The 21945-nt window shown below is 45.4% G+C and carries 9 protein-coding genes; all 9 read left to right on the forward strand.

Features of this window, described 5'->3' with window-relative positions:
• Window positions 1–40 precede the first annotated feature (40 nt).
• A complete protein-coding gene (locus RUMAL_RS04440; protein WP_013497574.1) occupies window positions 41–1618 on the forward strand; it encodes a (2,3-dihydroxybenzoyl)adenylate synthase in 1578 nt (525 codons plus the stop codon).
• Complete coding sequence (locus tag RUMAL_RS04445) at window positions 1605–9251, forward strand: non-ribosomal peptide synthetase (RefSeq protein WP_013497575.1); 7647 nt, start codon at window positions 1605–1607, stop codon at window positions 9249–9251. The genes RUMAL_RS04440 and RUMAL_RS04445 overlap by 14 nt, the downstream gene beginning before the upstream one ends.
• A gap of 94 nt (window positions 9252–9345) precedes the next feature.
• The gene (locus tag RUMAL_RS04450) at window positions 9346–9960 is read left to right on the forward strand and encodes an MptD family putative ECF transporter S component (RefSeq protein WP_013497576.1); all 615 of its coding nucleotides are present in this window, start codon (window positions 9346–9348) and stop codon (window positions 9958–9960) included.
• A gap of 3 nt (window positions 9961–9963) precedes the next feature.
• A complete protein-coding gene (locus RUMAL_RS04455; RefSeq protein WP_013497577.1) occupies window positions 9964–10665 on the forward strand; it encodes an energy-coupling factor transporter transmembrane component T family protein in 702 nt (233 codons plus the stop codon).
• Window positions 10666–10667: 2 nt separating this feature from the next.
• A complete protein-coding gene (locus tag RUMAL_RS04460; RefSeq protein WP_013497578.1) occupies window positions 10668–12116 on the forward strand; it encodes an ABC transporter ATP-binding protein in 1449 nt (482 codons plus the stop codon).
• A gap of 43 nt (window positions 12117–12159) precedes the next feature.
• Window positions 12160–12915 carry a thioesterase II family protein gene (locus RUMAL_RS04465; RefSeq protein WP_161635452.1) on the forward strand — a complete coding sequence of 252 codons (756 nt, stop codon included), beginning with the start codon at window positions 12160–12162 and terminating at the stop codon, window positions 12913–12915.
• Between the two features lie 33 nt (window positions 12916–12948).
• Window positions 12949–16386: a beta-ketoacyl synthase N-terminal-like domain-containing protein gene (locus tag RUMAL_RS20570; protein WP_013497580.1), complete on the forward strand. Its 3438-nt coding sequence runs from the start codon at window positions 12949–12951 to the stop codon at window positions 16384–16386.
• 12 nt (window positions 16387–16398) lie between these two features.
• A complete protein-coding gene (locus RUMAL_RS04475; RefSeq protein WP_013497581.1) occupies window positions 16399–18111 on the forward strand; it encodes a condensation domain-containing protein in 1713 nt (570 codons plus the stop codon).
• 50 nt (window positions 18112–18161) lie between these two features.
• On the forward strand, window positions 18162–21923 hold the full coding sequence (locus RUMAL_RS04480; RefSeq protein ID WP_013497582.1) for a condensation domain-containing protein: 3762 nt from the start codon (window positions 18162–18164) through the stop codon (window positions 21921–21923).
• Window positions 21924–21945: the final 22 nt, after the last annotated feature.

Genomic DNA, 21945 nt, shown 5'->3' on the forward strand with positions numbered 1-21945 from the left:
ATTTGATAAACAAGGTTCCTATGATCGGAGGAGGTCATTAATGGTTAAAGATTATGAAGCAGCAGGCTATTGGGAAAAGAAGACCCTCTGGGACAGACTTGAGGAGTGGAAAAACAGCTATGCAGATAGATGTGCATTGGTGGATGAAGATATCCGTATCAGCTATCAGCAATTGTATGACCACGCACTGCAGTATGCTGCAGCATTTGCGGCAGACGGTATACACGAAGGAGATACTGTTGCGGTACAGCTTCCTAATTGCGCAGCGTTTGTGGAAATGGTGTTCGGCTTGTTCCGGATAGGTGCAGTTCCTATCTTTGTTTTGCCGGCGCACCGTGAAAAAGAGATAACAGGTATTTTTAATGCGGCTTCTCCGAAGGCATACATAACTGCGAGAACTTTTTTGGGCTTTGATTATACAGCTATGGCAGAACGAATCCTGAAAGAGCGTTCTGATCAGCAGATAAGATACTATGTTGCGGATGAACTGCAAAACACAGCAAAGCTCGCTGATGTGACAACACTTTCCTCTGACGGACCTTGCTACAGGGATACAGCATTTCTGCTGTTATCAGGTGGAACAACAAATACCCCTAAACTGATCCCCAGGACGCATTGTGACTATGCGTATAATTTCCGTATGGCTGCAGAGAAAAGCTGGCTGGATTCGGACAGTGTCTATCTGGTGACACTTCCGATCGAGCATAATTTCCCGTGGGGAATGCCGGGTGTACTGGGAACCCTTTCTGTAGGCGGCAAAGTAGTTATCGCCAAAACATCGAGCTTTGACGAAGTTTTTCCGCTGATAGAGGAGGAGAAGGTAACTATCACCGCAGCTGTACCGGCTGTCCTTCAGACCTGGCTGGAAGCACTGGAATGGGAAGATTCCTATGATCTGGGATCGCTGCGACTGATCCAGGTGGGAGGTGCAAAGCTTCTCGATTCGATAGCAAGAAAAGTCAGACCTGCTTTTAATTGTACCTTACAGCAGGTGTTTGGCATCGCTGAGGGGCTGATCACTTTTACATCTCCCGATGATACGGAGGATATAATCACCACCTGCCAGGGCAAACCGTTGAGTGAAGGCGATGAGATACGAATTGTTGATGAGCAGGAGCAGGATGTTGAAGATGGTGAATTCGGACAGCTTCTTATGAAAGGGCCTTACACTATACGCGGCTATTACGGATGCCCTGAATTCCAATCGGATATTTTTACTGAGGACGGATTTTTCCGTACAGGTGACAAGGCGTGTATCACTAAAGAAGGGAACCTGCTGGTGGACGGTCGTATTACTGATCAGATCAACCGCGGAGGAGAAAAGGTAATGCCCACGGAGATCGAGGAACTTCTGCTGGAGCATGAAGCTGTACAGGAAGCGATCGTTGTCCCTGTCCCTGACGAACAGTTCGGTCAGAAAAGCTTTGCTTTTCTGAAATGCAGCCGTGAAGTATCTTTTGCAGAGGTGTATGAATTTTTAAAGTCCAGAAGACTTGCAAGATACAAATATCCTGACTATATCCGCTTTTTGGACAGGATACCTCTTACCAATATGGGAAAAACCAATCGCGCAGAATTAAAGAAAATGGCAGTGGAGGACATAAATGAAAGAACTTGAAGCCAAACAATATCTGTTGGATCTGTTGCCTGCGCATACAGAGATAACTGACGACACAAACCTCATAGAAGCAGGACTGGATTCGCTGAGTATCATGAAGCTTAACAGCATCTGGCGCAAAGCAGGTTCAAAAGTATCATTTGCAAAGCTTATCTCTGATCCGTTTTGGAGTGCCTGGAGAAGCTATCTTAACTTTGAGTCAGATACCTCATCGGCAGATCAGTCTCTACAGTCTGCATCTTCCGAGGTAAATGATCCGTCCGCTCCGTTTCCTCTTACACAAGTGCAGTATGCATACTGGGCAGGCAGACAAAAACATCAGATCCTTGGGGGATTTGGGTGTCATTGTTATGTCGAACTGGATGGTACGGATATCGACACGCAGCGTCTGGCAAAGGCATGGTCACTGCTGTTGATGCGGCATCCGATGCTGAGGGTGAGATTTTTAGATGACGGTACCCAGCAGTATATGTCTGAGCCATACAATAAGGATATTACTATATATGATCTTCGTGATTGTGATCCTGATCAGGCAGAGCAGGAATTGATTTCGATCCGTTCAGGTCTCAGTCACAGACAGTTCAGGATAGAACTTGGTGAAGTTGCGGGTCTTGGTATAGCACTCCTTCACAATAACAGACATCGTATTTTCTTTGATGTTGATCTGCTTGTGGCGGATGTGCATTCTTTCCAGATCATTCTGAATGATCTTGGCAGACTATACCGTGAACCGATAAATACCATATCTGACTTTCATTTTGGAACGTATCTCCGTAAGGAAGCAGAGCAAAATCGAAGTGCATTGGAAAATGACCGCAATTACTGGATGCAGAAGATTGATACTATGCCTCTGGCACCGGTGCTTCCGCTTGCAAAAGAGCCGTCATCGGTCAAGGATGCCTATTTTACAGCGAGAAAACACAAACTTCCGGAAAAAGTATGGAAGTGCCTTAAAGCTCAGGCATCGAAGTACGGTGTGACGCCTTCGATGGTATTGCTTTGTGTCTACGGGTTAGGTATAGCTAACTATTCGGAACAGCCTGATTTTCTGATCAATATCCCGACTTTTAATCGTAATACCGAGATCAGTGGTATCGAGGATGTTGTTGCAGATTTTACAAGACTGAGCTTGCTGCCTTTTCATAAGAAGGATGGTGAGAGTTTTGCGGAAACTGTCAGAAGAACAGCAGCAGATTTCTATGAGATCATGGAACATCCCGCATACTCAGGTGTAGAGATAATTCGAGAACTGAATAGGAAATACGGTCAGGAAATGCCTGTTGCACCTGTAGTATTTGCCTGCAATATTGAAACATCACTTACAGATCATATTGTTGAAACGACCCTTGGAACGTGGAATTATATCATCTCTCAGACACCTCAGGTATGGCTCGATTTTCAGATGTATGAGGATCACGGTTCACTGCTGCTGAAATGGGATAGTGTACGTGAATTATTTGATCCGGAATTCCTGGATCTGATGTTTGCAGATCTGACGGCATTCCTGGAGAAAGCAGCTGAATGCGACTGGAACAGTGAGATACTGTGCAGAAGGCATGATCTGCTGCAGGTGGACATCCCACAGGATGCAAATATCTACAGCGACTATGAGATACATGAAGGATTTTTTGAAACAGCCGTAAACGATCCCGATCTGCCAGCACTTATCAATGCTGTAACAGGTGAGGAACTGTCCTATGGACAGGCAGCAAAAGCGGCTCTCGGTATCGCACACGAACTGCAGGAGCGGGGATTCTGCGGAGAAAAGATCGCGGTCATGATGCCGCGTGGTATACGTCAGATAATTGCGATACTTGGCATAGTTGCATCAGGAAACTGTTATGTTCCTGTAAATCCGGAATATCCCCATGATAGGCAGGCGTATATTTTTGAGAAGGCTTCAATACAGTATGCGCTTACGTCAGAGATCTGCAAGGATAATATCAGCGACAAGGTGCAGGCTCTGATCACCGATAATATCGAACCTGCCGAAGAGATCGCAGACTGGAAACACTCTTCTCCCGACAGTTCGGCATATATTATTTTTACCTCCGGTTCTACAGGTAATCCCAAAGGAGTGGAGATCAGCCATCGCAGTGCTGTAAATACGATCCGTACGATCAATGAACAATATGGTATAGAGAAGAATGACAGGGTACTTGCTGTTTCGGCAGTGGATTTCGATCTTTCTGTATACGATATCTTCGGGACATTGAGTGCTGGAGCAGGTCTGGTCATACTTGATGATGCACATAAAAAAGATGCATTGTTCTGGCATCAGACAGTGACACGCTTTGGTGTTACGTTCTGGAATTCTGTACCTGCTTTTGTGGAAATGCTCTGTATTGTTACCAAAGAGCAGGATCGTCCTCTGGATAGTCTGCGGCATATTCTTATGTCCGGTGACTGGATAGCTGTTGATCTTCCCGAACGCTTGCAGAAGGTTGCGCCGAATGCGAAAGTAGTATCACTTGGCGGAGCAACAGAAGCTGCTATATGGTCGAATTTCTTCGATGTTAAGCTTCCGATCCCTTCAGGCTGGCGGTCTATTCCTTATGGAAGTGCTCTAAAGTATCAGAAATACCGTGTAGTTGATGAAAAAATGCACGATTGCCCTCCTTATAAAAAGGGAGAATTACTGATCGGCGGCATTGGTCTGGCTATTGGATATGTAGGAGATGAAAAACTCACAGCAGAACGTTTTATATACGATCAGGGTGAACGCTGGTATAGAACAGGTGACTTTGGACGTTACTGGGCAGACGGAACTATCGAATTTCTTGGCAGAAATGACGATCAGGTAAAACTTAACGGCTACAGGATCGAACTTGGCGAGATAGAACAGCATCTCAGCCGCTATAAAGGGATCCGTGAAGCCAAAGCTGTTGTGATCACCAGAAATGCAGGTCAGAGTCTGACGGTATTTATTTGTCCTGAAAATCCTGATGATACACCCGATGAAGCTGAATTACGTTCTTATCTTCAGAAAAAAATACCACATTATATGATACCGAACCGCTTTGTGACCGTATCGGAATTGCCGCTGAACAGGAACGGAAAGGTCGATGTCAAGGCTCTGAGATCTATGGAAACAGCGATCGGTGAAGAACGGAAGCTGGAATTGCCTCATCCGGGAATGGAGTCAGAAATTGCAGAGGAATGGATAGCTATTCTGCAGATCGGAAGGGTGGATAGGAATACGTCGTTCTTTGAACTGGGCGGCGATTCACTGACTGCGACATCTCTTTGTATGCGGCTCAGAAAAAAGATTGATATTGCTATACCTCTTGAAAAGATGTTTGAGTGGAAAACGATACGTCTTCAAGCGGAAGGGATCGAAAAGATGCAGAAGAGTGCTGCACAGCGTCCGGAACATCTTCCCAAGGTGGAGCATGAAGAAAAGAAACGTTTTGAGAAATTTGAATTGTCGGATATTCAGACCGCGTACTGGCTCGGGAAAACAGGTGACTATGCACTAAGCGGCATCAGTACTGTGTTCTATTATGAGCTAGAAACCGGCATATTGGAACCTGACCGCCTGCAGCAGGCACTCAGAAAACTCATTTACCGACATGATATGATGCGCACTGTATTGATCAAAGGCGAGGCAATGCAGCAGGTACTGGCAACCGTACCTGAATATACGATACCCGTCACGGATCTGACGGTCTCGGGTCAGACACCCGAACAACTCCGTGAGGAGATGTCACATCCTGTTTTTGATGAAAGTGTTTGGCCGCTGTTCAAGATGCATCTGGTCAGAATATCTGAAAGTACTATGCGTCTTATGATGTGCTTTAACAATATAATCTACGATGGTTACAGTATTGCTATACTTCTGGATGAGCTGGGAACATTTTACCGTGAACCTGAACGCCCTGTGACCCGTGAATCTATAACATTCCGCGATTATCTTGAAACGATGCGAAATTGGAAACGCGGTAAGGAATATGAGGCAGACAGAGAGTACTGGATGCAACGTGCAGAAACTATGCTGCCTGCTCCCGAACTGCCTGTTGTGCAGGGATCCGATAGAATTGCAGGGGAGCGGCTTTCACATATTGAAGCACGTTTGAGTGCTGCACAGTACGAGCGTTTGCGAAGCAAGGCTGCTGCTCTGGATATTACACCGACAGCTGTGCTGCTGTCTGCTTATGGGGCAGTGCTGGCAGGCTGGAGCAAAACCAGACATTTTACCCTTAATCTGACCAGATTCAATCGTATTCCGTTCAGTGATGAGATACATCAGGTGGTTGGAGATTTTACTTCGCTGGTGCTGGCAGATATTGACTGCAGACCTGAACTTTCCATTACAGAATTTATGCAGGAAACCCAGAAGAAACTGGCAGAAGATCTTTCACATCCCTATTACAGCGGTGTGGATGTCTTGAGGGAATATGCCAGAAGAAACGAGATAGTCGGCAAGGAAAGTATGCCGATCGTATTTACAAGCGCATTGGGATTTGCGGGAAAAGTTACCCGTGAACACGCACTTGGACGTCGTGTGTATAATTCCTCGCAGACACCGCAGGTGTGGCTGGATCATCAAGTGATGGATGATGAAAATGAACTGATACTATCATGGGATTATGTCGAAAAACTGTTTACGAACGGCATGATCGAAGATATGTTTAATACTTATGTACAACTACTAGAAGAACTTGCAAAGGATGATGAGATATGGGATAAAAAACGCGATTATCTTCACATTCCTTATATGGAGGAACGTCAGCTTGCAAATTGTACCGATGCACCTGTTTCAGAACTGACGTTGTTGGATCTGTTTGCACAGAATCTGCCTGACGGAGAAAAACGTATTGCGATACGTACAACGGATCGGGATCTTACCTACGGTGAAATAGATAAGATATCATCGTGTATCGCTGAAACACTGATCAACAACGGTGTGAAGCCGAATACACTGGTCGCTGTTGTTATGGACAAGGGCTGGGAACAGATCGCTGCAGCGGTTGCAGCACATAAAAGCGGTGCTGCCTACTATCCGATAGATATCAACTTCCCGTCCGAACGCATACAGGAACTTTTGGAGATGGGAGAAGTTACAGTCGTTCTTACGCAGTCGTCTGCCGTACGGAAATGGGATACCACACGGTATCTGACCATTGATGTGGATCTGGCAGACAGCAGCAGTAAGATAGAAGCGACGGTACACGTATCACCTGATGATCTTGCCTATGTCATCTGCACATCAGGAACGACAGGAACACCCAAGGGTGTAGAGATCACGCACAGAGGCGCAGTAAATACGATCCTGGACGTAAATCGAAGGTTCAGTATCATCGCTCAGGACAGCACGATCGCTCTTTCAAATCTGAATTTCGATCTTTCAGTGTATGATATTTTTGGAATGTTTCAGGTCGGTGGAACTATCGTTGTTCCGGATGCCGAAAAAAGAAAAGAACCTAAGCATTGGATACACCTGATCGAAGATCTTGGAGTGACTGTCTGGAACACTGTTCCGATGTATATGGAGATGCTGGTGACATATGCTGAGAATACAGCTCCGTTTCACTGCGGGCTGCAAAAGGTTCTGCTGAGCGGAGACTGGATCGCGCCTACTCTGCCTGACAGAATGCGAAAACTATGGGGTGATATGGATATCATTAGTCTGGGTGGCGCAACAGAAGCATCGATCTGGTCGAATTATTATGTAACACATGGAATCTGCGGCGAAATGAGGAGCATCCCTTATGGCAGACCGCTGACGAATCAGAGATTCTATGTTTTGGATGATTGTATGCAGGATCGTCCTGTGCTTGTACCCGGAAAGCTGTACATCGGCGGACTTGGACTTGCACGCGGCTATTGGAAACAAGCTGAGAAGACCCGTGAAAAATTTGTTGCCAATCCTGTGACGGGAGAGCGGCTGTATGATACGGGAGATATGGGACGTTACCTGCCCGGCGGAGAGATAGAATTTCTTGGAAGAAGCGATCATCAGGTAAAGATAGGCGGATACCGTATCGAACTAGGAGAGATCGAGAACGTTCTTGAACGTATCGAAGGGATAAGGAATGCTGTTGTGACGGTTGTTGAACAGAACAATTCCAGACAGTTAGGCTGTCATCTTATACTGGATGAAAACGGAAAGAGATCCTTAATGCTTCCTGATGAAAACAGTACAACAGTACTTCCTATCAGACAAGATTTCTTTGAAAAAACGGTCATTCCTAAGGAGGACATCGATCAGATACAGATATTCCATCAGGCGATGGATGCGGTTTCGATGGAGCTCGTTCTTTCTTTTATCGGAAGAGGAACATTTGATGCGCATAGTATACGTCAGAGCATTGCTCCGGAATATGTACATATGACAGAGCAGTGGTGTGAATATCTCTGTGCTGACGGATTGCTGGAACAGCAGGGCGATGGTTACATCTGGAAACAGGATCCGTTTGAATATTATAAAGATCAGGCATCGGGGAACGAACTGCGTAATGATCAGTATCGTATGTGGCTCGGTGAGATCCGTGAAAGGCTTGAAAAATATCAGACTGCGTACAGCGATGTACTGAAAGGACACAAGGAAGCGATCTCATTCTATCTTGAAGATGACGGCGGACTGACACCAAAGGTATTCGGAAAATATGCGGTGTATGACGGAAAAGCAGCTTCAGCAGTAAATGAACTTGTGACAGAATGGTGCAGGGAGGCAAAGCAGCCGCTTCAGATACTCGAACTTGGTACACGAGTACAACCTCTGCTGGAAAAACTGTATCCGTTGGTTGAAACGTATCATGCTGAGTATACCTACATGGATGAATCAGACACATTCCTGAAGCAGGCAGAAAAGCTCATTACAGAACACGACCATTTGCATCTGCTTGAAAAGGATATTGAACAGATCTGTGAGATCGGAGAAAATGATCTGCTTGCCGATGTTATTTTAGCAAACAATACACTTCACAGACGCTGTAATCTTGACAAGGTCATGGATAATGTCAGCGGATCATTGAAAACAGGCGGAATGCTTATTATGATCGAACAGGTACAGATACGCAGGTTTGTACGGAATGTGATCGGTATCTATGAAACAGAGGAACCGGATCGTCAGCTTTTCCTGAACGATACGCAGTGGTGCTCTGTACTTGAACGGCATGGGTTCCGTATCGAAGGAATATTGCCTGTCGGTGAGACACATATAATATCTGCAAGCTATCAGGGAATCCACAGGCATACTGATGTGGAGAAGCTACGCACACTTGCGGGAACACTTCTGCCGGATTATATGGTACCGCGCTATTACAAGGTATTTGAAAACTATCCTGTGAGCAGTAATGGCAAGGTGGATCGCAAGCAGCTGGCTAAACTTCTGGAGGTGATAGAAGAACCGCAGGAGCAGAGAATGACAGCCCCTGAGAATGAGACTGAACAGCTTTTGCAGGAGATCTGGAAAAAGTGTCTGGATCAGGAGAATATAAGTACAGAGGACACTTTCTTTATGCTTGGCGGTGATTCGCTAAAAGCGATCCGGTGCATCAACGAGATACAGAAGCAATTCAGCATTACCCTGAGTCTCAAGCAGATTTTTCAGAACCAGACTATCCGTGCACTGGCAGCCATTATCGATAAGCAGCGTGATGATGGCAATGACGAGATCGGAGAGATCTGATTCGATACCGATCATAACCCGACAAAAAATAAGATGCGCTGCTGTCTTTTGCAGCGCATCAGTTTAAAATTTATATTATAAAGGAAGTATTTTTATGAGTATTTCAAAAACAAATCACAGAAAGACAATTGGATTCAAGGATGTAGTTACTGTTGTACTGTTTTCAGTACTTACTTTTATTGTCAGCTTAGTGACAGCTATCCCGTTTTCGGGCAGTGTATATGGAATGTTGTTTGGCGGCTATGCGCTGATGGCACTCATCTGCGGTCCGATCTATCAGATCATGATCAACAAAGCTCCCAGAATAGGTACACAGATCTTGTTCTTTTCAGTAAAGGCACTGTATATGCTGATCTGTGGTCAGCTGCTGACAGCTGCGGTATTCTTTGTCGGAGGTCTGATCTGTGAGGCGATCTGTCTTGGCGACGGCTACAGAAACATGGTAAAAAGTACCGCAGCCTATGCTCTTCACACGACCCTGTACGGCTTTGGTTCATTCTTCCCGGCAATATTCCTGACAGAGTCATACTCAGCAAGGATGACTGCAGCAGGAGCATCTCCCGAGTCCGTTGCCGCAACTATCGGTGTTTATCATCAGCCGCTGACAATGCTGGGTGTAGCAGTGGTTCTGATAGCGTTTTCTATTATTGGCGTATTAATTGGTACAAAGATGTTCCGTAAGCACTTTGCACCTGCTGGCATCGCCTGAGTGATGAAAAAAACGGATATTGATACCCGTGTTGCTTTCATTGTTATGGTGGCAGCAGCGTGTCTGATCTTTGCACTTAAAACAGAAGCAGCATTGGTAAGTCTTATGGTGATACTGGTACTCTGGCTTGTTGTTTCAGGTTATCCGAAGGAGGCGCTGAAAAATGCGGTATTGTTTGCGGTACTATGGGGTCTGGTGTTCCCTCTGAGCCGTAACCCGCATCTTGGCAGCCTGGCGATGATCTGTATTTATGCCAGAAGAATGCTGCTGCCATTCATGGCGGCAGTGCCAATAAGCCGCGGTTCTACTGGAAAACTGATCGCGACACTTTCAAGGATACGTGTACCGCGGATAGTCACGTTGTCGATCTCGATCATGTTCAGGTTTCTGCCTACGATAGGGACAGAGTACCGTCTGATCCGTGATTCACAGAAATTCCGCGGCATAGGGACAAATATACTGACAGTGGTCATTCATCCGTACCGCACACTGGAATACATACTGGTACCGTTGCTGATCCGCACCAGTAAAGTGGCAGATGAATTATCTGCAGCGGCAATGGTCAGAGGGATGAGCCTGAATGGAACGATGAATCCTTATACAGAAGTCAGATGGAAGAAAACAGATACGCTCCTGACTCTTTTGTATGGAGCCGCAGTCAGTGGGAGCATCGTTCTTGACAGAACATTACAGGGAGTAGGATAAGGTTGCTGGAATTAAACGATATATCTTTTCGGTATGGTCTTGCTGAAGAAGAAAAGGAGAAAGATCTTCAGGATATCGATCTGAAGATCTATGACGGTCAGTTCATAGTGTTTGCAGGAGAGAGCGGATGCGGAAAGACGACTCTCTCAAGGATAATGAATGGCTTATGCCCCTCATTTTATGAGGGCGATTTGTCAGGAAGCTACTTTATTGACGGAGAAAATGCAGAAAATAAGACTATTGATCAGATCGGACTTAATATAGGCAGTGTTTTTCAGGACCCGCGAAGTCAGTTTTTTGCTACAAATTCTACGGATGAGATCGTACTTGCTATGGAGAACCGTGCATACGATCGGGATGTTATGCGTACACGTCTGAAGGAAGTATCACAACGGATGGATATGGGATCTCTGCTCGATAAGTGTATGTTCATGATGTCAAGCGGTGAAAAGCAAAAGATAGCCATCGCATCCGTATGCACAGTGAAACCAAAGGTGATCATGCTGGATGAACCGTCTGCAAATCTTGACCCGGAAGCTATGGAGAATCTTGCAGGGATGCTGGAAGAACTAAAGCAGGAAGGTTATACGATACTGGTACTGGAACACAGACTGTATTATCTTCGGAAACTCATGGATAGGCTGATAGTGCTCAGCGGCGGTCGCATAATACGGGATATTGACAGTACAGCGATCGCTAAGCTGACCGGAAAGCAGATGGAATCACTCGGTCTGCGTGTACTGGAGGAGACAAGACTGCAATATTCACCTCTGGCGGCTGAGGATGACTCACCGTTTGTTGAAATGAAACATATAAGCTACAAAGTCAAGCGCAAAGAGATACTGAGTGATATCAATATCCGCGTTCAGAAAGGTGAGATCCTTGCACTGACAGGTCAAAACGGTGCAGGTAAATCCACAACCTGCCGCATACTTTCAGGACTTGTTAAGGAGTCAGGCGGTGAAGTATATATCAACGGACAAAAATGCAGTAAAGGAAAGCGGATAAGACACAATTTCTTTGTGCAGCAGGATTCGGATTATCAGCTGTATGCTTCAACGGTCTACGAGGAGATCACTCTCGGTATCCGTTCAAGGAATATTGACCGTGATGAAGTTATCGGGCTGCTGGAACGTCTGCATCTGAGGCAGTATGTAAACAGGCACCCCGGTTCACTGTCCGGAGGACAGAAACAGCGCGTTCTGATCGCAGCTTCCATTCTCAAGAAGAAGGAACTTCTGATCCTTGATGAGCCTACCAGCGGATTGGATGGAAAGCATATGCGAGAACTTGCTGTGCTGCTTCGGGATATTGCAGGAAAGGGGACAACTATACTGCTGATCACGCATGATATGGAATTTATTTCTCTCGTTGCAGACAGCACTGTTGAATTGGCAAACGGCAAGACTTCCGAAAAACGGAAGATACTGCGCCGTATTCCACAAGAATAAGGAGAAAACGCAGAAAATGTTTCTGCGTCTTAAAAAATTGGATATGAATAAATGGATTAATCACATAGTAGATCACAAGGAAAGCAGGATAAATTTGTTCTGCTTTCCTCATGCCGGTGCCAGTTCCGCATTTTTTGCAAAATGGGGATCTTATTTTACGGAGCAGATCAATCTCCGAACGATCCAGTACCCGATGAGGGATCTGCGATATCAGGAGCCAATGCCCGGATCTATTCAGGAAATGGCACAGAATCTTGCGATGGAAGGCGCAGAACTTTTCTGTGAACCTTTCGCTTTTCTCGGACATTGTGCAGGCGGGATCATAGCCTATGAAACGGCAGCCGCACTGAAACGTTACTTTAATATTGAACCTGCATACCTGGTGATATCTTCGGCGATCTCTCCGGGAACAACGCATCTTGTATCTACCGCTGCCATGAGCGATGAAGAATTCTGTCGACACTACAGTGTGACGGAGGATATGTTCGGCGGGAATGAGGATCTGATGCGATTTTTTCTGCCGATCATGCGTGCCGACTATGAATTGTGTGAGCGTTATGAAAGCGGTATAGCAGAACGTCTGGAATGCCCCATATTCGCTGTGTGCGGAGCACAGGATCCACAGATCGAACGTATCGAAGATGTTGAGGATTGGCAGAATTATACTGACGGTCCATTTGAACTATGCCTGACAAAAGGAGATCACTTCTATTTTCAGAATGATCCCGGAACTATTTGCAGGAAGATCGAAGAGAAACTGCTTGCCTGCAATGCAGGATATGAGATCGACGAAATTTAAGGAATGTCAAACCCAATCGAAAGGAGTTATAGAATGAATCAGCAGGTCGTGCGTGATATGGATATTGCTGTCATCGGAATGGCTGGACGTTTTCCACATGCTGCGAACATAGAGGAATACTGGAAAAATATCAGCGAGGGAAAGGACTGCATCGATCGTACCGGCGTGAAGAAAGAAAATTTCGTGGACGCTTACGGACAGCTCGATGATATGTATTTTTTTGATGCAGAATTTTTTGGTGTGAATCACAGTGATGCAGTTTGCATGGATCCGCAGTTCCGTATCGTAATGGAATGTGTTTATCACGGTTTGGAGGATGCAGGTTATGCACAGGATACAGGAGATCGTGAGATCGGACTGTTTCTGGGAGCAGATGAAAACTATTATGTCTGGAATCATTACTATAGCAAGAAGTACAGTGGGCAAACTTTTGACCGTGTATCAATGTTTCTGCAGAATACACTGGCAAGCAGCATTTCCTATAAGCTGGATCTGCAAGGTCCGTCGATGGTGATGCGTGCTGCTTGTGCCACATCACTTGCTACAGTTCATTACGGCATACAGAGTCTGCTGAACTATGAATGCAATCTGGTTGTTGCAGGCGGTGTGAATATCCGTGAATATGATGAAGGATACCAGATAGTTGACGGAGTTTCCTCCTCCAGCGGTGCACTGAGGGCGTATGATGAAAATGGGGACGGTTATGTTCCGGGTAATGGTATGGGAGTTTTGGTAATGAAGCGGGCAGAAGATGCTATCCGCGACGGAGATCATATCTACGCACTGCTTAAATCCAGCGCATTGGTCAACGATGGAAGCAGGAAAGCAGGATATCATGCCTCCAGTGTGCAGGGAGAAGCAGAAGCGATGGTGAAGGCTCTGGAACTGTCAGGTGTTTCTCCTGAGGACATACAGTATATTGAAGGCCACGGTACAGCAACCCCACTTGGAGATCGTGTGGAGATCCAGGCGATCGACCGTGCTTATGGATCATTTACAGGAAACTATCAGGTGGAGATCGGTTCAGTGAAATCCAACATAGGGCATCTTAATGTTGCTGCAGGTATCGCCGGGCTGATAAAAACGATCCTCTGTGTTGAAAAGGGTATGATCCCGCCAACTATCAATTTTGCAAAAGAAAACCCTGAACTTCTGAAATATCAAGGAAAGATCAGTGTCAGTACATCGCTGCATCCGTGGAAGAAAAACGGAGTCAGACGTGCTGCTGTCAGCTCATTCGGATTTGGCGGATCTGATGCTCATGTTATAGTAGAACAAGCACCGGAAGTACATAAATCGGCACCACAGGCTATGGATCATTTCTTAGTTCCTGTCAGCGGTATCACGGAAGCAGCTCTTGAACGGAATATTGAGCTTCTGAAAGCCTTTATTGCCAAGCATCATGATATGACGGCAGAGATTGCCTATACCTATCAGGTCGGGAAACGGCATTGTAGGTGCCGCAGTTACCTGATACTGGATGCACACGGGGAGATCGTCACTGAATCCGTGAACGATATGTTCTTACGTCTGAAATCACTGGGAGAACGTTATGTCGGCGGAGAGGATATTGACTGGAATGCTGAATGGGAACAGAAACCTTCAAGGATACCGACAACCGGATATGCGTTTGAAAGAACGGAATACAAACATCCGGAAACCGAGTTCGTATCAGCACAGAGAACATCTGTCAAAAAGCGTGTACTGATCCAGGATGGTCTTTCGGACAGCCGATATGCATTAAGTTCGTATATTGCTAAACGTCCGGAGGTCAAACTCTATCTTGCAGAAAGAGAGGATCGTAACCGTAGTTTTGTGATCGGTGATCCGTCGGAAGTATGGCAGAAAACCTCCCAAAATGCAGAAAGATTGTGTGAGGCTTCACAGATCCACCTCATAGGAGCTGATAGTTCGGCAAAACAGGATATGGAACAGTTGTGCCGTTTAGGTGCAGCATATTTTCTTAGTGTATGCCGTTTTTCAGGATCGCATCTTACTATGCATCAATGGATGGCAGATAATGAATTTCTCACTGAGAATGTGCATTTTCTGAGGTTCATTATCGGACTGATCAGGGATGCTTCCATTCTGATAACAAAGGATGACAGGCTCACACTACTGAATGCTGAGAAGATGAAGGAGATGGGCGGAGCATTTGATGCAGCTGTCATTACATTCTGTAAGGATCATCCTGAATTTGCAGATATTGCAGAACTTCTGGCAGAAAGTGTGCATCACTACATGGAATTTGCACAGGGCAAGAGAAACGGTAATGATATTCTGCGTCAAGGCGGCAGCATCAACAGTTTACAGAACGTAGGACAGACCGCTACAACAGAAACTGTTTATTGCAAACTTCTGGCACAGATCCTGAAGCAGGGCAAACAGAGCGGCAGCGAATTGTCTGTAATGGAGATAGGCGGCGGTACCGGTCAGCTGACAGGAGAGATCGTTAAACAGCTTGGCTCTGAACAGCTGCGCTACCTGTTCACTGATGTTGGCAAGGGATTCGTGCAGAATCAGAGATTGTCAGCTAAGCAGAATCAATGGGATTTTATGGAGTTCTCGGTCGTGGATGCAATGGAAGATCTCACAATGCAGGGTATTGCCAAGGACAGTTTGGATGTTATGGTAGAAGATAATATGCTGCATCTGCTAAAGGATCTGCCTGCTGGACTTAAAAATATCCGTCAGGTACTAAAACCGGGAGGATATCTGGCGGCTGTCCAGGTAATTCTCACTTACGATGTACAGGAATGTGTATTTGGTATACTTCCCGGCTGGTGGAATTATAAAGATTCAGTTCCTGCACGTGAACGGCCTTACTTGAGTATAGAGGAATGGAAACGCTGCTTCCGCGAAGCAGGCTTTGAATTGGTGCTGTCTTTTCCCGAAACCGATGCACCTGAATTGACAAATACGGCGATCTTCCTGTTGCGAAAACCTGAAAATGCTGAAGGAACACTGGATGTGGTCAGAGAGGAACGCCTTGCGTCCCTGCAGAAAAATGCAGGTTCTGCGCAGGTCATGTTCTATAGGAATGAAGATGAACTTGCTCAGATCTGCAATAGTCTTTTTGATGCTGAACAGCTTCTTTGCGAAGATACGTGTAAGATAACAGCAGTGGATACTGTACAGAAAAAGAGTGCAGAAACAACGCTTCTGGATGAATTGAAAACCATCGCTACTGAGATCCTGAATATTGATGATATCGCGGTCGATGAAGATATTATGGACTATGAATTTGATTCACTTTCTGTCCTTATACTTAATGCTAATATCAAGGAGAAATATCACACAGATATTGGGATAGCTTCTTTGTATGAACTTGGTTCACTTCGTAATATATCGGAATATCTTGAAAACAGGATGTCACAGGAAAGTGAAGGCGGCATGGATCATGGAGATCAGTCAGCTGCTGAAGAGGAAAAATACAGTCCTGAGGATCTTCTGGATGAATTGTTTGAATGAGGTAAAGTGATAATGAGCTTTTTGAAAAGAGTGGCGCAGTTAACGCCGGAACAGCAGAGGGTACTCAAGGAAAAGGCTGAAACAGACGGTGCACGGTACGGTTTGTATCCGCTTTCTCCGGAACAACGCAATATGTGGTTTATCTATCAGTATCAGAAGCAGGATATTAGCTATGTCAGCCGCTATCAGATCTCATTTGAGGGGCATTATAGCATTGATATCATTGAGAGATCTTTCCGCTGCCTGTTAAAAAAGCACAAGATCCTGCGTACGGTTTATCCGGTCATAGCCGGTAAGCCTTTCCAGATGGTTCAGGATGCAGACAGTGTACCACATCGGGTCGTACATCTGTCAGGCAGAGCGGATGAGGATGCAAAGCAAATCGAGTCAGAAGCGACAACGGTTTTCGATCTTGCTGCAGAGATCCCGCTTCGTTACACACTGTTTATCAGAAGTGATACATCTGCAATGCTTCTGCTGTCTATACATCATATTGCACACGATGGCTGGTCACTGAGTATTCTGCGGGATGAATTATTTTCGGTATACAGAACGCTGGCAGCCGGAGAAATTCCCGAATTGGAGCCTGAACCTTTCAGCTATCTTGATTATGTGTGCTACACTAATTCAGAAGCGGCAGATTATGCAGAGGAGCGTGCATACTGGAATACTCATTTTGATCCGGAAATCTGTGAGATACCGTTTCAGGAAAGTGGATATCCGGCAGAAAACGGAAATGTCATAAAGCAGCTTAGTTTCCCTATGTATCAGAAGCTTAAAACCTATGCGTCTGAAAACAAGCTCACGCTCAGTGAGATATGTTTTACCGCTTTGGGAGAGTTGTTGTGCAAGGGAAGCGGATGCGGGAAGATAAACATCGGGATGCCCGTCCTGAACCGCGAAAAGAAGTATCTGAACACTGTTGGATATTTCTCAAATACGACCGTATTTCAATATGATCAGCAGCCGGAAACCGATGCCGATGAACTGCTGCGGCGAGTACATCTCCAGATGGCTGATGTACTTAATGCTTCACGCATACCTCTGGAGGAACTGGTAAAGGACGTTGCTGTTAAACGCACGACCAAAAAACGGCTGTTCAATGTCATTTATAGTTTTCAGGGAAAGAATTATTACGGCGGTCAGCGTAAGGAACAACTTCCGGATGCACAGGCAGAATTCTGTATTTTCTACAGTGAACGAAAGGCATCCACCGATTTTGCTATGACTTTTCATGTCATTGAAGAGGAAAACGGTATTCGATTCGGTATAGGATATCAAGGTATCTACATTTCAGGGGATACAGCAGAAAAAATGTTGGAACAGTATGTTAGTATATTGAGTGCGCTTTTGAAGAATGAACGGCTCTGTGCGGAAGATGTACGTCAGAATGTTCATCTGCGCCTTGCTGTTCCGGAACTCAATAAGCATACCGAAACCTCGGAAAATACCGCAACTATGCAGAAAATATACAGAATATGGGTTAAGGTACTGGGTGAGATCCCTTACGAACCTGAAAAACCGTTCTTTTCGCTGGGCGGAACATCCTTCCAGAGTTTTCAGGTTCTGGAGGAGCTCAATGCAGATTTCGGGATTCAGCTGTCTATAGCAGATTTCTTTCAATACAGTTCGATCGCTGAACTTGCCAATCTTGTCGATACACGCATCGGAACGACTTCTGACGGTTCTGATGCTTCAGATGAGATGGAGAGCCTTATGTTCTGATCGGATCTAAACCGAATATACAAATCCACAATATGTAGGAGAAAAAGGATATGTTATATCAAGATAAAATCGCAGTGATCGGGATGGGCGGAGTATTTCCCGGTGCTGATGGATTAGAAGAATTTCAAACCCAACTGGAAAAAGGAGTGGATTGCATCCGTCCTATACCCCGGACAAGACTGGATCTTGTCGGACTGCACGACCCGTCGCTATATGTTGAGCGCGGATATATAGATGACATCGCATCGTTTGATCATGAGTTCTTTGGTTATTCTAAAGGTGAAGCGGTCCTGCTAAATCCGTCTCACCGTATTGCGCTGCAAACTGCAGTCCACACAATGGAATATGCCGGTTACACCAGAAAGAAACTGCGTGATTCCAATACAGGTGTGATACTGGCTGTTGGGAATAACAGCTATCTGCAAACGTTGGGCGATACTTCCGGTGCTGCTTATAATGCCAATGAAGCAGGCATGGCAGCTGCACGTATTTCCGATTTTTACAAACTGCGCGGCAAGTCATATACGCTTGATACCACCTGTTCATCTTCCCTGATGGCTATACACCAGGGTGTTATGGAACTGGAATCCGGAGAGTGTGATCTTATCCTCTGCGGTGGTGTCAATATACAGATCGAACCATATACCAAAAAAGAATTTGAGAATACATCCTTTGGCATAATTGCAGATTCTTACCGAAGCAAGTCATTTGATTCACAGGCATCGGGCACAGGTGTGGGAGAAGGCTGCGCGATGGTACTGCTCAAACGAATGGAAGATGCTGTGCGGGACGGAGATCATATCTATGGTGTGATCCTTGGATCGGCTGCCAATCATAACGGCGGCAGATGCAACAGCCTTATTGCTCCGAGTTCTTCAGCACAGACCGAGTGTATCATACGTGCATGGGAACGCAGCGGCATTGATCCTGCGAAGATAGGCATGGCAGAAGCCCATGGTACCGGAACGAAGATCGGAGATCCCATCGAAATGAAAGGTTTGCAGGATGCCTTTGCTCATTTTGGGGTGATGAAAGAGCATAGCTGCGCCCTTACCGCAGTCAAAAGTAATATCGGACATCTTGGCATGGCAGCAGGAGCTGCTTCATTTATCAAAGCACTCATTGCCATATATGCTGAGAAGAAATATCCGCTGGTGCATTTTAAGCAGGGAAATCCTCAGATCGCATGGGAGCATTCAGTTGTTTATCCGTGCAGACAAACGGAGAAATGGAACGATGCGGAACGATATGCGTGTGTCAATTCATTGGGATTATGCGGTACGAATGTCCATATGGTCATAGGTAACGCACCAGAAAAACTTGAAAAGCCAAAACATCTCACAGAGAATATACTGAAACTAAGTGCATCATCACCTGAAACTCTGCGTGATTATGCAGCGGCATATGCAGGATTCATTGACACTCATCCTGATATATGTCCGACTTCATTGGCATTCTCAGCAAATACAGGACGGGATGATGCAAACTTCCGTACGGCATTTTCTTTCAGAGATCTGGAACAGCTTCGTAAAAAACTGTCAGAAGATATCGGAGGCTCCAAAACATCATTCAGTCAGTTTTATCTGCTTGTTGATGGCAGTGTTTCAGAAATGACGGTACTTGAACATCTTGCCGCGTGTGTACCGCAGATGGCACATCAGTTTGACTTGCTTAAAAAGGCACACAGCAGTCTGACACCTGACGGGACACAGCTGCTTCTGTATACGGCACTTGTGAACAGTTTCAAGGTAATGGGACTTAACTGTCGCGGTATCGTGGGAATACGCGGAGGACAGGCGATCGTGAATCTCATCAATGGCAAGATCACACCGGAACAGGCTGCAGATGGCGTTCGGGATATGTCAAAAAGCGATTTTGACCGCGAGAAATTTATGGCATTCGCTGAAAAAAAGACTGATGCACTGCTGATCGGATTTGGAAAAGACAGTGAGATGATGCGCCTTCTGGAAGGACATGAACGAATATTGCAAGTCACACAGGATGATCCGCTTTTACTGTTTGAAACGCTGTACTGCGGAGGCTTATATATCGACTGGGATGCATTTTATCACGAAAAATTGGAAAGAACATCAGTGCCGGCATATCCGTTTGCAAAGAAAAAATGCTGGCAGTATGTGAAAGCAGAAACTGTACAGTCAGCATCACTTGCAGAGGCAGAAGTTATGCAGAAAAGTAAAGATCCTGTAGAACAGTATGTGTACAGGCTTTTTATTGAAAACCTGAAACTGGATGATGTAGGACTTGAGGATGATTTCTTTGAACTTGGCGGAAATTCTATCATGTCACTTAAAATCATCCAGAAACTCAAGGAACGCTATGGCGATACCATAGAATTGGATGATCTTTATGAATACGCCACCATACGGGAGATCGCCGAACTTATAAAGGAACAGTCTGATGTATCGGTGCAGGCAGATGGCAAAGCACCTTCCGTCAATGATCCCTATCAAATGAAAAAAGCACCTGATATGGAGTATTATCCGGTATCGGATGCCCAGAAGCGTATGTGGATCATGACTATGACCAACAGCAGTGATACCGCTTACAATATGCCTGCTTGCATGGAGATCAATGGTAAACTGGATGTCAAGAGGTTCGTGGATGCTTTTGAACGTATCGCACAGATACATGAGAGTTTCCGTACAACATTTCATCAGGTGGAGGGCAGTGTTTTACAGAAGATCGAGGATTCAGCACATTTCAAGGTGGAACTTCTCGATGATCCTGAACTGGATGTCCGTACACTAATCCGACCGTTTGATCTTGAGCATGGTCCGTTGATGCGTGTTGTGCTTATCAGGCGTGGGCAAGATAGGTATACAGCATTTCTGGACATTCATCATATCATAGGTGACGGGACTTCTATGGGGATCATGTTGAGGGATTTCCTGGATCTGTATCAAGGACATGAGGTGAAAGAACCTCCATACAATTACCGCGACTTTACCCTCTGGCAAAATGAATTCAAACAGTCCGCATTCAAGCTGAAACAGGATGATTACTGGAGAGAAGAACTGCGGGATATAGTTAATTTTGAGTCTACACTGCCATTGGATTTCGATCGTCCGAAAGTTCGTACAAATGAAGGTGATCTCTATGAGATGGTATTTGATGCAGAGTTTACGAGAAGGCTCAAGCAATTTGCAGGTGATCAGAAATGCACTCTGAATATTCTGCTGTTGTCCGCGCTGTTTCTGGTGCTGGGCAGATGCAATCATCAGGATACTGTTGTGATAGGTATGCCTATCTCAGGCAGACACGGTGATGATCAGCATCGTATAATCGGAATGTTTGTGAATATGCTCATTATCAAGATTCATCTGGATCCGGATATGTCATATCTTCAAATGCTGGATTCACTTAAAAGGAAAGCATTCCGTGCATACGAGAATCAGGATTCACAATTCAATGATGTAACAGAGATGATGGAATTTGAGCGCGAAGCCAACAAAAATCCATTCTTTGATCTGGTATTTGCATTGCAGGAGATCGATATCCCGCGTCTGGAATTGCCTGAACTGACATTCACTTCACAAAATCTGGATATGTCCTCGAAATTTGATCTGGTTTGTACCGCTTATGGAATGGGCGATGAGATCAGACTTTCGATGCGCTACTGGATCCGTATTTTCAAGGAGGAGACCGTTAAGCAGATCATGCAGGATTTCCGAGAAATCCTCGGTGAGATCCTGGATTCACCGGACAGAAAACTGTCCGTGATCGGAATGCGGAGCATGGAGAAGCTGCAGAAGGACACCACTTTTGATGAGATCAATTTTTCATTTGATTAAACCATTCAAATGATCCGGAGGT

Source organism: Ruminococcus albus 7 = DSM 20455 (assembly GCF_000179635.2).
Classification (GTDB): domain Bacteria; phylum Bacillota; class Clostridia; order Oscillospirales; family Ruminococcaceae; genus Hominimerdicola; species Hominimerdicola alba.

Excerpts from the sequence above, each read along its gene's own strand:
- RUMAL_RS04475 (WP_013497581.1), top strand. The coding sequence starts at position 16,399 with ATGAGCTTTTTGAAAAGAGTGGCGCAGTTAACGCCGGAACAGCAGAGG.
- RUMAL_RS04440 (WP_013497574.1), top strand. The coding sequence starts at position 41 with ATGGTTAAAGATTATGAAGCAGCAGGCTATTGGGAAAAGAAGACCCTC.
- RUMAL_RS04445 (WP_013497575.1), top strand. The coding sequence starts at position 1,605 with ATGAAAGAACTTGAAGCCAAACAATATCTGTTGGATCTGTTGCCTGCG.
- RUMAL_RS04455 (WP_013497577.1), top strand. The coding sequence starts at position 9,964 with ATGAAAAAAACGGATATTGATACCCGTGTTGCTTTCATTGTTATGGTG.
- RUMAL_RS04450 (WP_013497576.1), top strand. The coding sequence starts at position 9,346 with ATGAGTATTTCAAAAACAAATCACAGAAAGACAATTGGATTCAAGGAT.
- RUMAL_RS20570 (WP_013497580.1), top strand. The coding sequence starts at position 12,949 with ATGAATCAGCAGGTCGTGCGTGATATGGATATTGCTGTCATCGGAATG.
- RUMAL_RS04480 (WP_013497582.1), top strand. The coding sequence starts at position 18,162 with ATGTTATATCAAGATAAAATCGCAGTGATCGGGATGGGCGGAGTATTT.
- RUMAL_RS04465 (WP_161635452.1), top strand. The coding sequence starts at position 12,160 with ATGAATAAATGGATTAATCACATAGTAGATCACAAGGAAAGCAGGATA.